The organism is Pseudomonas sp. MF6767 (assembly GCF_016405475.1).
GTDB lineage: Bacteria > Pseudomonadota > Gammaproteobacteria > Pseudomonadales > Pseudomonadaceae > Aquipseudomonas > Aquipseudomonas paracarnis.
In genome coordinates this window covers 161,854-176,392 of sequence record NZ_JAEKCY010000011.1, presented here as the reverse complement: position 1 = coordinate 176,392, position 14,539 = coordinate 161,854, and the positions used below count along the sequence as shown (strand labels likewise).

General features: G+C 59.4%; 13 protein-coding genes. 5 read left to right on the top strand and 8 right to left on the bottom strand.

Going from position 1 to position 14,539, the window contains the following annotated elements; genetic code table 11:
• Nucleotides 1-3: 3 nt before the first annotated feature.
• The 3 genes from JFT58_RS18640 to colR all read right to left on the bottom strand — a co-directional run bounded on the left by JFT58_RS18640 (nt 4) and on the right by colR (nt 2,826).
• The gene (locus tag JFT58_RS18640) at nt 4-684 is read right to left on the bottom strand and encodes a class I SAM-dependent methyltransferase (RefSeq protein ID WP_198834490.1); all 681 of its coding nucleotides are present in this window, start codon (nt 682-684) and stop codon (nt 4-6) included.
• Between the two features lie 188 nt (nt 685-872).
• Nucleotides 873-2,153, bottom strand: a complete 1,281-nt coding sequence (locus JFT58_RS18635; protein WP_198834489.1) for a sensor histidine kinase — start codon at nt 2,151-2,153, stop codon at nt 873-875.
• Nucleotides 2,143-2,826: a two-component system response regulator ColR gene (gene colR, locus JFT58_RS18630; RefSeq protein ID WP_003208587.1), complete on the bottom strand. Its 684-nt coding sequence runs from the start codon at nt 2,824-2,826 to the stop codon at nt 2,143-2,145. The genes JFT58_RS18635 and colR overlap by 11 nt, the downstream gene beginning before the upstream one ends.
• 201 nt (nt 2,827-3,027) lie before the next feature.
• Between colR and JFT58_RS18625 the strand changes: the two genes are divergently transcribed.
• Together JFT58_RS18625 and JFT58_RS18620 are read left to right on the top strand one after the other, a co-directional pair.
• Nucleotides 3,028-4,977 (top strand): LTA synthase family protein, encoded by a 1,950-nt coding sequence (locus tag JFT58_RS18625; protein WP_054897667.1) that lies wholly within the window; start codon nt 3,028-3,030, stop codon nt 4,975-4,977.
• Between the two features lie 50 nt (nt 4,978-5,027).
• Nucleotides 5,028-5,741: a phosphatase PAP2 family protein gene (locus JFT58_RS18620; RefSeq protein WP_054897668.1), complete on the top strand. Its 714-nt coding sequence runs from the start codon at nt 5,028-5,030 to the stop codon at nt 5,739-5,741.
• Nucleotides 5,742-5,915: 174 nt separating this feature from the next.
• Here JFT58_RS18620 and groL read toward each other — a convergent pair whose 3' ends face one another.
• From groL to JFT58_RS18595, 5 genes are all read right to left on the bottom strand, one after another.
• The gene (groL, locus tag JFT58_RS18615) at nt 5,916-7,562 is read right to left on the bottom strand and encodes a chaperonin GroEL (RefSeq protein WP_034128624.1); all 1,647 of its coding nucleotides are present in this window, start codon (nt 7,560-7,562) and stop codon (nt 5,916-5,918) included.
• Between the two features lie 50 nt (nt 7,563-7,612).
• Entirely contained in the window at nt 7,613-7,909 is a 297-nt protein-coding gene (locus JFT58_RS18610; protein WP_017846112.1) for a co-chaperone GroES, read from the bottom strand.
• Nucleotides 7,910-8,154: 245 nt separating this feature from the next.
• Nucleotides 8,155-8,631, bottom strand: a complete 477-nt coding sequence (locus tag JFT58_RS18605; RefSeq protein ID WP_003193941.1) for an FxsA family protein — start codon at nt 8,629-8,631, stop codon at nt 8,155-8,157.
• Between the two features lie 66 nt (nt 8,632-8,697).
• Nucleotides 8,698-9,429, bottom strand: a complete 732-nt coding sequence (locus JFT58_RS18600) for a HugZ family pyridoxamine 5'-phosphate oxidase (protein WP_054897669.1) — start codon at nt 9,427-9,429, stop codon at nt 8,698-8,700.
• A 102-nt stretch (nt 9,430-9,531) separates the two neighbouring features.
• A complete protein-coding gene (locus tag JFT58_RS18595; RefSeq protein ID WP_034128627.1) occupies nt 9,532-10,539 on the bottom strand; it encodes a DUF481 domain-containing protein in 1,008 nt (335 codons plus the stop codon).
• Between the two features lie 194 nt (nt 10,540-10,733).
• On the opposite strand from JFT58_RS18595, the gene JFT58_RS18590 reads away from it, so the two are divergent.
• From JFT58_RS18590 to JFT58_RS18580, 3 genes are all read left to right on the top strand, one after another.
• Nucleotides 10,734-11,048 carry an MGMT family protein gene (locus JFT58_RS18590; protein ID WP_054897670.1) on the top strand — a complete coding sequence of 105 codons (315 nt, stop codon included), beginning with the start codon at nt 10,734-10,736 and terminating at the stop codon, nt 11,046-11,048.
• 43 nt (nt 11,049-11,091) lie between these two features.
• On the top strand, nt 11,092-12,624 hold the full coding sequence (locus JFT58_RS18585; RefSeq protein ID WP_014719771.1) for an AmpG family muropeptide MFS transporter: 1,533 nt from the start codon (nt 11,092-11,094) through the stop codon (nt 12,622-12,624).
• A 185-nt stretch (nt 12,625-12,809) separates the two neighbouring features.
• Nucleotides 12,810-14,525, top strand: a complete 1,716-nt coding sequence (locus tag JFT58_RS18580) for a proline--tRNA ligase (RefSeq protein WP_034128629.1) — start codon at nt 12,810-12,812, stop codon at nt 14,523-14,525.
• Nucleotides 14,526-14,539 lie beyond the last annotated feature (14 nt).

Here is a 14,539-nt window from a genome sequence, read left to right as displayed (position 1 = left end):
CTGTTACCTCTTGCGCAATACATACACTCGCCACATGGCGTAGAGCGGTATGAAGTCCAGGGATTCCTGAACACGGAAACCGGCCTGCTCGAATTCTGCCTCGACAGTAGCAGCCGGTAACACAAACCGGTTTTGGTAACCTTCTTGCTCACCTTTTTTGCGACGACGCACTTCGCTGCGCTTGCGCTTCCAGGCCTTGAAATTGCCGTCTACCCACAGCGAAATAATCACGCTGTCGCGGGTAACACGTTGAAACTCGCGAAGTATTGTCAGCCTGTGCTCTGGATCACCGATGTGGTGCATCAAGCGCATGCAGAAAATACTGTCGACGGAGTTATCTGGCAAATCGATATCAAAGGCAGAGGTCTGCAAAGGGCGTACCCGTTTCACCACATCTGCCGGTTGGGCAGCGGTGGCGATCTTCAACATCGACGCCGAATTGTCAGCTCCGATAATCAAACGGTTGGGTTTTTCGGCCAGCAACGGCCAGAAACGTCCAGCGCCACACGGCAGGTCCAACACCAGCCCCGGCTCGCCGGCCATGGCCAGCGCACCGCGCGCCAACTGCTCGTCGCGCTTGTGGGACAACCGGCGAGCCAGATTGTCCTGATGCTTGAGCAAATATTTCTGGGCGTGTTGATCGTCGTACTTATCAGAAAATTCCAGCTTGATCGGGGAAGGCATCTTACGTCTCCAGTAACTGATGCCTACGACCTTAAGCAGCGAACTGTGATCAACAGGTCAACTCGTTGTGAAAATCTTGTCCTGTCCAATTGCATACATTTCAAGACTTTACAGAAACATTCAGTAGCACCGGGCCATCTTCGCCGAAAAGCACGCAGTCTGCATCAGCAAAACGACAGACTGAATGGTCAGGTTTTGACTGGGTTGATCTCCACATGAAAACGGCAGCCATTAGGCTCCATGGTGCTCAGGCTCACGCTCCAACCCTGGCTTTCGCAGATCCGCTGCACCAGTGACAAGCCGAGGCCAAGGCCCTCGCCACGCTTCTCGCTACCGCGCACGAACGGCTCGAACATCGCTTCGCGCTTCTCTTCGGGGATGCCGACACCGGAGTCCTCCACCGTGAAACCACTGGGCTCCAGGGTCAGGCGGATAAACCCGTGCTCGGTGTAATGCAGTGCGTTGCGCAGCAGGTTGCCCATCACCGCATGCAAGAAGGTGGTGTTGTAGCAGGTGTCCAGGGGGTTGCCTGGCAGGTAGATCAACGTCAGGCCTTTTTTCTCGATGGGCTCGCGCCAGATACCGAGCAGGTCCTCGGCCACCTGGGTGAGGTTGCCTTGGGGCGAACTGGCGGCGTCGTCGTGTTTGGCGCGGGCCAGCATCAGGAAGGTTTGCACCAGTTCGCGCATTTCTTCACAGGCACGGGCAATTCGTTCTACCTGATTGCGACCGCGCTGATCGATGGCCGGGTTTTCGCGCAACAGTTCGCAGGAGCTGGCCAGGACCATCAAGGGCGTGCGCAACTCATGGCTCACATCGCTGGTAAACAATTGCTCACGTGACAGCGCCTGGCGTAAACGACCCAAGGTGGCGTCGAACGCCACCGCCAGTTCGCCCACTTCATCGGCGGCGTAATCCGGCGCCAGGGGCGGTGCCAGGCCCAACAGTTGGTCACGATGACGGACCTGACGGGCCAGGCGTACCACCGGCGCCATCACCTTGCGGGCCAGCACCCAGCCGAGGAACGCCGCCAGCGCCAGGCTGAGTACGAACCCCACCAGCACCACCGCAAACAGCACGCGCTCACGCTCTTCGAAATCGCTCTGGTCTTGCAGCAATACATAACGCCGGCCGTCGACCACTTCGACCATGGCGTGGTACGACAGCGCCTCGCGAAACACCTCATGGAACCCCGGGTCCAGATGGCGCAGATCCTTGGGCAGTTCAAAATCGCCACGCCCGCCGCTGAAATAGAACAGCTGGTCCGGTTCTGGCCGGTGGCTCCAGTCTTCAACGCTGTCCATCAGCAACAGGCGCTGCAGGTCACCCCCCAGGCCAGCCGAGATCAACTTCTCCTCCACCAGGTGCACCGTCGCGATGATGCCGATGGCGAAGGCCCCCGCCACCAACGCACTCATCAAGGCGAAGGCGATGATGATGCGCTGGGCAAGGCTTTGCTTAAACTCCATCACGACCCTCGGCCAGGCGATAACCCACACCGTGCACCGTTTGCAGTAGCGGTTTGGCGAAGGGCTTGTCGATCACTTGACGCAATTGATGAACGTGGCTGCGCAGGCTGTCGCTGTCCGGGCAGTCGTCGCCCCACAGGGCTTCTTCGAGAATTTCCCGGCGCAGAACGTGCGGGCTTTTTTGCATCAGCACGGCGAGCAGTTTCAGGCCCACGGGGTTGAGCTTGAGCAAGCGCCCTTCGCGGGTGACTTCCAGCGTATCGAGGTCGTAGTTCAGGTCACCCACTTGCAGGGCACGACGCCCGCCACCCTGGGCACGGCGCAACACCGCTTCGATACGCGCAGCCAGTTCCGACAAGGCGAAGGGTTTGAGCAGGTAGTCATCGGCGCCAGACTTGAAGCCCTGCAGCCGGTCGTCCAGTTGATCGCGAGCGGTAAGCATGATCACCGGCGTGTCGCGGCGCGCGTCTTCGCGCAGGCGTTTGCACAGGGTGTAGCCATCGATGCCGGGCAACATGATGTCGAGCACGATCAGGTCGTAATGCTCGGTGGCTGCCAGGTGCAGGCCCGACAAACCGTCCTGCGCACAGTCCACTGTGTAGCCTTTGAGCCCCAGGTAATCGGCCAGGTTGGCGAGGATATCGCGGTTGTCTTCAACCAATAGAATTCGCATGGGCAGTGTCTCCGTACGCGGTAACGGCCGTGTTGGCTCGCGCAGCTTAAGGCCAAGCGGGGCTCAGGGATAGAGCGCAGAGCCCCGCCGATAAAGCTTTTCAACTGTTTTTAGAGCCAAACAAGTTTTTCACTATAGCTTCACAAACTGACTACAGCCTCAGGAAGAAGATCGCCCCCCATTGATCTAAGGAACATAGACATGGGTTTTTTCAAAACCGCGCCAATGCGTTATTTGCTGTTGATCACCGGGGCCTGGTTAGTGGTTTTCCTGCTCACCCGCAGTGTGCTGCTCATCACTCACCTGGATGAAGTCGGCGGCAACCTGCTGCCGGTGTTTGGCGTAGGTGTGCTCTACGACCTGGCCTTCCTCGCCTATGCAGCCTTGCCGCTTGGCCTGTATTTGCTGCTATGCCCACCCGCCCTGTGGCGCCGCCGTGGCCATCGCTGGTTCCTGCAAGCGGTGCTGACCGTCAGCCTGTTCGCCATGCTGTTCACCTCGGTAGCCGAATGGTTGTTCTGGGATGAGTTTGGCGTGCGCTTCAATTTTATCGCCGTCGATTACCTGGTGTACTCCGATGAGGTACTGAACAACCTGCTGGAGTCTTATCCGATCGGCAAGCTGCTGAGCCTGCTGGCAATGCTGGCGTTGATTCTGAGCGTGGCTCTGCGCAAACCCTTCAATGCCGCGATGGCAGCGCCATTGCCTGCACTGCGTGGCCGTGTGATCAACGCCCTGGGCCTGCTGGTGCTCGCCGGCCTCAGCCTGCAACTGGTCAGCCAGGACAGCCCGCGCACCCAAGGCGGCAACGCGTACAACAACGAATTGGCCAGCAATGGCCCCTATCAGTTCTTCGCCGCGTTCCGTAACAACGAACTGGACTACACCCAGTTTTACAAAAGCCTGCCGACCGACGTCGTCGCCAAGCAGTTGCGCGCCGAACTGAGTGAACCCAACGCCCACTTTATCGACCAGGACCCGCTGGATATTCGCCGAGCCATCACCAACCCCGGCACACTGCGCAAGCCCAACATCGTACTGGTGACCATCGAGAGCTTCAGCGCCAAGTACATGGGCAGTAATGGCGATGCGCGCAACCTCACGCCCAATCTGGATGCGTTGCGCCAACAGAGCCTGTACTTCAATAACTTCTACGCCACCGGTACGCGCACCGACCGCGGCCTGGAAGCCATTACCCTGGCAATCCCGCCGACGCCGGGCCGTTCGATCGTCAAGCGCATCGGCCGCGAAAGCGGGTTCGCCAGCCTGGGGCAACAGCTCTCGGCCATTGGCTATGACAGCGTGTTTGTCTATGGCGGGCGCGGTTACTTCGACAATATGAACGCGTTCTTCAGCGGCAACGGCTATCGGGTGGTGGACCAGAGCAGCGTGCCAGAGTCGGAGATCTCGTTCAAAAACGCCTGGGGCATGGCCGACGAAGACCTGTTCAAACAGACCTTGAAACTGGCCGACGCCGACTACGCCAAGCAACAGCCGTTCTTGCTGCAACTGATGACCACCTCCAACCACCGTCCTTATACCTACCCGGACGGGCGCATCGACATCAAATCCGGCAAGGGCCGCGACGGCGCGGTGAAATACACCGACTACGCCATCGGCCAGTTCCTTGAGGCAGCGCGCCAGAAGCCGTGGTTCGATAACACGATCTTCGTGTTCGTCGCCGACCACACCGCCGGCAGCGCGGGCAAGGAAGACTTGCCTATCACCAACTACCAGATCCCGCTGTTTATCTACGCGCCCAAGCTGATCGACGCACGGGAATCCGCCCAACTGTCCAGCCAGATCGACCTGGCGCCAACCTTGTTGGGCCTGCTCAACCTGAGCTACGAATCGACATTCTTTGGCCGCAACCTGCTGCAAGACAACCCATTACCTCCACGGGTGGTGGTGGGCAATTACCAGCACCTGGGTCTGTTTGATGGCAAGGACCTGGCAATCCTCAGCCCGCGCCAAGGCTTGCGTCGCCACGACCAGGCCCTGGGCGAGAGCCAGGAGCTGCGCGTCGGTAGCGATGACCCCTTGATTCAACGGGCGATCACCTACTACCAGGCCGCCAGTTACGACTACAAACAGCAACTGCTGAACTGGAAAGCGCCCAAGGAAGAGGCACCAGTCTTAAGCAAACGCTAATCAAAAAGCCCCGCGCAGGTGAGCGCGGGGCTTTTTTACCAAGGTTCGAGATGAAATCCCCCTCCTCTTTACCGGTTTCCAAACCGCTTGATTTTTGGCTGTGCCTGGGCCTGCCTGCCAGCGCTGCAGTGGCCTTGCTGTTGCTGGAGCTGACGTCACTGGACATGGACCTGGCCAGGCTTTTCTACAGTGCAGAGGCTGGCGGCTTCATTGGCCGCTATAGCTTCTTCCTTGAAGACATCCTGCATGACCGTGCCAAGCAACTGGTGATCCTGTTTTCGGTGCTGGCGATTCTGGGCCTGGTCGGCAGCTTCATGCTGCAGCGACTCAAGCCGTACCGCCGTGAACTGGTGTGCCTGGTGCTGTCGCTGGGAATGGCGACGGCGTTCGTGTCGCCATTGAAAACCATCACCGCCGTGCAATGCCCCTGGAGCCTCAAGGAGTTCGGCGGCCAGGAAACCTACAGTGAACTGCTCAGCCCGCGCCCACCTACCGATAAACCCGGCCGTTGCTGGCCCGGCGGACATGCCGCCACCGGGTTCGCCTTGTTCGCCTGGTTCTTTGCCTTGCGGGATCGACGGCCGCGGCTGGCGCGCTACGCGTTCATCTTTGCAGTCAGCCTGGGCAGCGTGTTTTCAGTCAGCCGTATGCTGCAAGGGGCGCATTTCTTTTCCCACAATGTGTGGACAGCGATCTTTTGCTGGCTGATCTGCCTCGGGCTGTATTGCTTGTTGCTGTACCGGCCTAATCGCATTCTCCTGTAGGAGCGAGCTTGCTCGCGAAAAACGCACAGGCGCCGCGTTTACTCAGCAAGCACGCTTTACCGTTGACGTTTTTCGCGAGCAAGCTCGCTCCTACAGAGGAAGGCAAGCCGTGCATAAAAAAGCCCCGCCTGCATCACTGCAGGCGGGGCTTTTTAAAGCGCCGGGTAGGCTGGCTTACATCATGCCGCCCATGCCACCCATGCCGCCCATGTCTGGCATACCGCCGCCAGCCGAGCCTTCTTTCTTCGGTGCTTCAGCGATCGCAGCTTCGGTGGTCAGGATCAGACCGCCGATGGAGGATGCTGCTTGCAGCGCGGAACGAGTCACCTTGGTTGGATCCAGGATGCCCATTTCGATCATGTCGCCGTACACGCCAGTCGCAGCGTTGTAACCGTAGTTACCTTTGCCGTTCTTGACTTCGTTGACCACAACGCTTGGCTCATCGCCAGAGTTGGCAGCGATCTGGCGCAGCGGTGCTTCAACGGCACGGCGCAGTACAGCGATACCAACGTTCTGGTCAGCGTTGTCGCCGGTCAGGTCAGTCAGGGCTTCCAGAGCACGGATCAGCGCAACGCCACCGCCAGGTACCACGCCTTCTTCAACGGCTGCACGGGTTGCGTGCAGGGCGTCTTCAACGCGGGCCTTCTTCTCTTTCATTTCAACTTCGGAGCCAGCGCCAACCTTGATCACTGCAACACCGCCAGACAGCTTGGCCAGGCGCTCTTGCAGTTTTTCACGGTCGTAGTCCGAGGAAGTCTCGGCAACCTGGGCACGGATCTGAGCGATACGGGACTCGATGTCGCCTTCAACGCCAGCACCGTCAACGATGATGGTGTTTTCCTTGGAGAGGGTCACGCGCTTGGCACTACCCAGGTTTTCCAGGGTGGCGCTTTCCAGGCTCAGGCCGATCTCTTCGGAGATAACGGTACCGCCGGTCAGAACGGCGATGTCCTGCAGCATGGCCTTGCGACGGTCGCCGAAGCCTGGAGCCTTGACGGCTGCAACCTTGACGATGCCACGCATGTTGTTCACAACCAGAGTCGCCAGGGCTTCGCCTTCAACGTCTTCAGCCACGATCAGCAGTGGGCGGCCGGCTTTGGCAACGGCTTCCAGCACTGGCAGCATTTCGCGGATGTTGGAGATCTTTTTGTCGACCAGCAGGATCAGCGGGCTGTCCAGTTCGGCAACCATGGTGTCCGGCTTGTTGACGAAGTACGGGGACAGGTAGCCACGGTCGAACTGCATGCCTTCTACAACCGACAGTTCGTTTTCCAGGCCCGAGCCTTCTTCAACGGTGATCACGCCTTCTTTACCGACTTTTTCCATGGCTTCGGCAATGATGTCGCCGATGGAGCTGTCGGAGTTGGCAGAGATGGTGCCTACCTGAGCGATGGCCTTGGTGTCGGCGCATGGCTTGGACAGGTTCTTCAGCTCTTTGACGATGGCGATGGTCGCCTTGTCGATGCCGCGCTTGAGGTCCATCGGGTTCATGCCGGCAGCAACGGCCTTCAGGCCTTCGTTGACGATCGACTGAGCCAGTACGGTTGCGGTGGTAGTACCGTCACCTGCGTCATCGTTGGCACGGGAGGCAACGTCTTTGACCAGCTGCGCGCCCATGTTTTCGAAACGGTCTTCCAGTTCGATCTCTTTGGCTACGGAAACGCCGTCCTTGGTGATGGTCGGAGCGCCGAAGCTCTTCTCGATGATCACGTTACGGCCTTTCGGGCCCAGGGTCGCTTTTACTGCGTCAGCCAGCACGTTGACGCCAGTGAGCATTTTCTTGCGGGCGGAGTCGCCGAATTTAACTTCTTTAGCAGCCATGATCGATATTCCTTAAATACTTTGTAGTAACGGGAAAATGAGCGGGGAAATCAGCCTTCCAGTACAGCGAGAATTTCGTTCTCAGCCATTACCAGCAGGTCTTCGCCGTCGACTTTCACAGTGTTGCTGCCGGAGTAAGGGCCGAAAACAACCTTGTCACCCACTTTCACGGCCAGCGCACGTACTTCACCGTTTTCCAGGGTCTTGCCTGGGCCAGCAGCGACGATCACACCGTGGTTGGCTTTTTCAGCAGCCGAACCTGGCAGAACGATCCCGCCAGCGGTTTTCTTTTCTTCTTCGCTGCGACGGATGACGACGCGGTCGTGCAGAGGACGAAGCTTGCTCATTGTCGATCTCTCCTAATTGTGTTTTTCATCGGCCGGTTCAATCCGGCGGGTTAAATTCCGGCGGTGCCGGTCGCGGCTCGCTGGGCGAGACGCGGAAGTCTGTCTAGTGTCACCACCAGAAACCTTGCGGTGACCGTTACATAAGGGCGCCCAGGCTTATTACAAGGGGCCGAGGATGAAATTTTTTGTGTCGGCTCAAGGGTAAATGCAACACGGCACCCGAAGGTGCCGTGCCAGTGAAGCGGTTACTTAGGGTCGCGGTGTTCGAACTCGCCTTCGATCACATCACCTTCACGCCCCAGGGGTTGGCGTGGAGCCGGGCCACCACGGGGTTGCAGGTCGTCGGCGAACGCACGCTGGCGCATCGCCGCCTCTTCAGCACGCTGGCGCATTTTGCCGGCCAGCAGCTTGCGGGTGAATGGCAGCAACAGCACCAGGCCAAGCACGTCGCTGATAAAGCCCGGCAGGATCAGCAAGCCACCGGCCAGGGCCATCATCAGGCCCTCAAGCATGGTCTGGGCCGGCAGTTCGCCGCGGTTCAGGCTTTCACGGGCACGCAACGCGGTCGCCAGGCCGGCGACACGCAGCACCAGGACGCCGAGCATGGAGCCTACGATGATCAGCAACAGCGCCGGGAAAAACCCGATCGCACCGCTGACTTTAACGAATACGAACAGCTCCAGCACCGGGAACAGCAGAAAGAGCAATAAAAAAGGGCGCATCAAATGGTTCCTCAACGCAAGAATGCCTTGCCAGTCCACCTTAGATGACGTCGCCGTTGTGTAAATTCAAGCGTCAACCGTGGTTTTTTTCGGCCACACCTCGGCGTGAGCCAATGAAACCAGGGCTTCGCGTACTTGTGTCGGTGTGTTGCAAGGCGTCTCGAAAGGCAACCAGTGCAAGGATTGGCCGATACGCAAGTGCATGCCTTCGCTGTCGATGCCGGCCAGCTGTGCCGGCTCGCTGGTCGGCAAACCGCCGAGGTCGACGTAATGGGCGATGGCCTTGGTGTGATCGCTGTTCATGTGCTTGATCATGCTGCGCTCGGCCTTGCCCGCAAACGGGTTGGCCAAGGTTAACTGGTCGACCCAATGGATCGCGCCAAACCCACCGATGTAACGGTGACGGACGGGGTTGAGCACCCAGAAATCGAAATCGTGGGCCTTGTGGTAGTTGGCCGAATCAGGGAAGTAGCGGTAGTAGCGCTCGGCCGCAGCTTCGATGACGGCCGGGTCTTCCAGCTTCTCGGCTTCGGCCAGGTAGGTCAGGCGCCCCACGGCTTGCACATCATCGGCCTCGCGCTCACCCACCAACAGCGAACACTTGGGATCTCTTTGCAGGTTGTGGGTGTGCTGGGCAATGCGGCTGATCAGGATCAGCGGGCGGCCCTGCTCGTCCAGGCAGTAGGGCACCACCGAGCCAAAGGGAAAGCCGGGCATGGCTTTGGACTGTGTGGCGAGCGCCCCACGGTATTCCTTGAGCAACAGCTCTCGGGCGTTCTTGGCAACCTGCGTGCTCAATAGATGACTCCTCGGGTGTTCCGCCGCCCATGGCATATGGGAATGGATCTCAACACAAGGTAATCAATATCTGCGCAGGTTGCCAGAGTGGCCGACGCCGGTTTACCAGGCCACGCCGAAGCCTGCGGTGTAACGGGTCTTGCTCAAGCTGCTATCGGAGTCGCCGCTGATGACGTCACGCTCGGCCTTGAGATTGAGGGACGCCCATTCGGTGACTTTGTAGCGCAGGCCCATCTCGGCATCCAGGGAGTAATCGGCCGGACCGTCCAGAGGCTTGCCCAATTCGCCGTTGGTGAAGAACTCCACGGTCTTGCCCACCAAGTAGCGGTTGTAGTTCCACTTCATGGCCAGAGAGTAGAAGTTGTCCTTGCCGCCGTCGGCATATTCGTAATCGGTACGGTTGACCAGCGATCCGAGGGAGAACGCGCCCAACTCATCGTCCCAGAACTGGTAGCCCGGGCCGGTACCCACGGTGCGCTGGCGCGCCAGGTCTTCGACCTTGTCGCGCTTATAAGTCAGGCGCCCCTGCCAGAACCAGTGCTCGGTGATAAAACGGTCCAGGTCGTATTCCAGGGCCCAGTTGTCGGTGGTGGTGACGTCGTCCTGGAACTCCCGGTTATATTCGCCCTTGCCCGTATGACGCCACTGGCCGTGACGGGCCGAGGTCTTGAAGTCGATGTCGTAGTCGTTGGTGTCTTTGTCCGCGCGTTTGTAGTCCAGCGCTAGGTCGACATTACCCTTCCAAACCAGGTCTTCGATCACGGGCTTGGGCTTCATGATCTGTTGGATACTTGCCAGTTCCACCGTCTTGGGCGCCTCGCCATTGGCCAGCACCACCTTGCCGTCATCCGATGCCTGCAAGGACTTGGCCTTTTCACCGCTGTAGGCGTCCTGCTTGACCAGCAGCTCCTGGTCACTTTCCAGGGTTTTGACCTGCTTCCAGTCCACCGGAATGGAGCCTGCGTAGTCGGTTTGGATCAGCAACTTGCCACCGTCGAAGACTTTGATCTTGCCGGTGAGCCGGTCACCGTTTTTCAACCAGACGGTATCGGCGAGCAAGGGCGTGGAAGCACTGAAAACAGCAAGGCACAACAGGGTTCTGGACAACATAAGCAAGTACGGGACTCAGGGTTGGCGAAAATAAGGGGCGTTATAGTGTTACATGGCTAGAACTGACTCAAGGATTTATATTGAGTTCAATACTCATCGTCATGTTTACAGACGTTTCTGACAAAACAACGACGATCTCAACGGATATCCCCACAGTGATCCTACCCGCCGATACGCCACAAAGCCCCGCCGAGATGCGCCGCACCGCACTCTACCTGACGTTGTCGCAGGTGCCCGAAGGCTGCGTGGTGAGTTACGGCGAGCTGGCCCACTTGGCCGGTTTGGGGCGGGCTGCCCGCTGGGTCGGGCGCACCCTGAGCCAGTTGCCGCAAGACACGCGGTTGCCCTGGCATCGGGTGCTGGCTGCCGGTGGTCGGATAAGTTTGCCGGTGGGCAGTGCCTCGGGTGACGAACAACGTGCGCGTTTACGTAGCGAAGGCGTCACCATCCTGAACAATCGTGTTGATATTCAGCGTCATGGCTGGCGCCCGGTAGAGCACAGCGGTTAGAGTGCGCGCTTTGTTTCCGCAAATCTGAGGCAGACTCCAGCCCATGCCCCGTAAAACCTGGCGCGCCGCGCTCGCCGCCTATGCCAGCCCTTCGACGTTAGTGCTGTTGTTGCTCGGTTTCGCCGCCGGCATGCCTTACATGTTGGTGTTTTCGACGCTTTCGGTGTGGCTGCGTGAAGCCGGTGTGGCCCGCGAGACCATTGGCTATGCGAGCCTGATCGGCTTGGCCTACGCCTTCAAATGGGTCTGGTCGCCGCTGCTCGACCAATGGCGCCTGCCGTTGCTTGGCAAACTGGGGCGTCGTCGCTCCTGGCTGGTGCTGGCCCAATCGCTGGTGATCCTCGGATTGATCGGCATGGGCTTTTGTGACCCGCAAAAACACCTGTCCTGGTTGATCGCCATTGCGGTGATCGTCGCCTTCGCGTCGGCCACCCAAGATATCGCCGTGGATGCCTACCGCCTGGAAATCGCCGACGACAGCCGTCAGGCCGCCCTGGCGGCAAGCTACATGTCCGGCTATCGCATTGCCGCCCTGCTGGCTACCGCCGGTGCGCTGTTCTTTGCCGAAGGCTTTGGCTCCACCGGCTTCAACTATAAACACTCGGCCTGGACCGGCACCTATGTGCTGTTCGGCGTGTTGATGGTGCCGGCGTTGCTCACCACCTTCCTCATGCGTGAACCTGATGTGCCACTGCGCACCCAGTTGCAGGCCGGACGCTACAGTTTCATGCACCAGTTGGTGTCGGTGTTTGTACTGATCGTGCTGTTGGTCTCGGTACCGGCGATGTTCACCCAGTTGTACAACACCGACTTCGCCAGCGTGCTGTTCCAGGGCGTGAGTTTGTGGGAACTGCTGATGGAAGACCGCGCGTTCCTGCGCGCCATCCTCTATATCATCCTCACTACCCTGTGCCTTTCAGCCATGGGCCGCCGGGGCCTGGCGCCCGTGCTCACGCCGGTCAACGACTTTATCCTGCGCTACCGTTGGCAGGCGCTGCTGCTGCTCGGGCTGATTGCCACCTATCGCATGTCCGACACGGTGATGGGCGTCATGGCCAACGTGTTCTATATCGACCAGGGTTTCACCAAGGACCAGATCGCCGGAGTGAGCAAGATCTTCGGCCTGATCATGACCCTGCTCGGCGCCGGCATGGGCGGCCTATTGATCGTGCGGTTCGGGATACTGCCGATCCTGTTCATCGGCGGCGTGGCCTCGGCCGGTACCAACCTGCTGTTCGTGATGCTCGCCGACATGGGCCCCGACCTGCAGATGTTGATCGTCACCATCTCCCTGGACAACTTCAGTTCGGGCATGGCCACTTCGGCGTTCGTGGCGTACCTGTCGAGCCTCACCAACCTCAAGTTCTCCGCCACCCAATATGCGCTGCTCAGTTCGATCATGCTGTTGCTGCCGCGTTTGATCGGCGGCTATTCAGGGGTGATGGTGGAGAAGTTCGGTTATCACAACTTCTTTATGATCACCTGCCTGCTGGGTGTGCCGACGCTGCTCCTGATTGCGCTGCACTGGTTCCAGGAGAACCGCCGCGCCCGACTGAATCCCCCGCCGGAAGACTGATACATGTGTGTGCGGGCTTGCTCGCGAATGCGGTGGGTCAGTCCAAGACTCGGAGGCTGACACGCCGCATTCGCGAGCAAGCCCGCTCCCACAGACCCCTCTGCATTCTGATACCTGTACTCCAGCACTCTGCGCCCGTACAATCCCAAGTCATTTCAAGTCCAAGCAACCGACAACGGCCTACCATGCGTACCAGTCAATATTTGCTCGCCACACAGAAAGAAACGCCTTCCGACGCGGTTGTGATCAGCCATCAGCTGATGCTGCGCGCCGGTATGATCCGCAAACTGGCCTCGGGCCTGTACACCTGGTTGCCCATGGGCTTGAAGGTGATGCGCAAGGTCGAAGCCATCGTTCGTGAAGAAATGAACGCGGCCGGCTCTCTGGAAGTGTTGATGCCGAGCACCCAACCGGCTGAGTTGTGGCAGGAATCCGGGCGCTGGGAAGAGTACGGCCCTGAGTTGCTGCGTTTTAAAGACCGTCATGGCCGCGATTTCTGCGCCGGCCCGACCCACGAAGAAGTCATCACCGACCTGATGCGCAACGAGCTGAGTAGCTATAAGCAGTTGCCGCTCAACCTGTATCAGATCCAGACCAAGTTTCGTGACGAGATCCGCCCACGCTTCGGCCTGATGCGTGGCCGCGAGTTCATCATGAAGGACGCCTATTCGTTCCACGCCGACCAGGCTTCCCTGCAAGCGACCTACGACCGCATGCACCAGGCCTACTGCAACGTGTTCACGCGCCTGGGCCTGAAGTTCCGCCCGGTTGAAGCGGACAACGGCTCCATCGGCGGTGCCGGCTCCCACGAATTCCACGTGCTGGCCGAGTCCGGCGAAGACGATATCGTGTTCAGCAACGGTTCCGACTACGCGGCGAACATCGAGAAGGCCGAAGCCATACCACGTGAAACCTCGCGCCCTGCTCCCACCGAGGAACTGCGCCTGGTCGACACGCCAGACACCAAGACCATCGCGGCCCTGGTGGAGAAATTCAATCTGCCGATTGAAAAGACTATCAAGACCCTGATCGTGCGCGCCGAAGAAGAAGGCAAGCTGATCGCCCTGGTGATCCGTGGCGACCACGAGCTCAACGAAATCAAGGCTGCCCAGCAACCTGGCGTGGCCAGCCCGCTGGTCATGGCCACCGATGCCGAACTGCGCGACGCCATTGGCGCTGGTGCCGGCTCCCTGGGCCCGCTGAACCTGCCGCTGCCGATCATCATCGACCGTTCGGTCGAGCTGATGAGCGACTTCGGTATCGGCGCGAACATCGACGACAAGCACTACTTCGGCGTGAACTGGGAGCGTGACCTGCCGGTTCCGACCGTGGCCGACCTGCGCAACGTCGTGGCCGGCGACCCGAGCCCGGATGGCAAGGGCACCCTGGAGATCAAGCGCGGCATCGAAGTCGGGCACATCTTCCAGCTGGGCAACAAGTACAGCAAGGCGATGAAGTGCGAAGTACTGGGTGAGAACGGCAAGCCGATCACCCTGGACATGGGCTGCTACGGCATTGGCGTATCCCGCGTGGTTGCCGCTGCCATCGAGCAGAACAACGACGAGAAAGGCATCATCTGGAGTGACGCGCTGGCGCCGTTCCAGGTAGCCCTGGTGCCATTGCGCTATGAAACCGAGCAAGTACGCGAAGCCACCGACAAACTGTATGCGGAACTCACCGCTGCCGGTTTTGAAGTGCTGCTCGATGATCGGGACAAGAAAACCAGCCCGGGCATCAAGTTCGCCGACATGGAGCTGATTGGCATCCCGCACCGGATCGTGGTCAGTGACCGCGGCCTGGCGGATGGCAATCTGGAATACAAGAGCCGGACCGAAGCCGAAGCCCAACCGTTGCCGGTGGCTGACGTGCTGTCTTTCCTCCAGGCGCGTATTCGTCGCTGAAAACCAGATCAAGA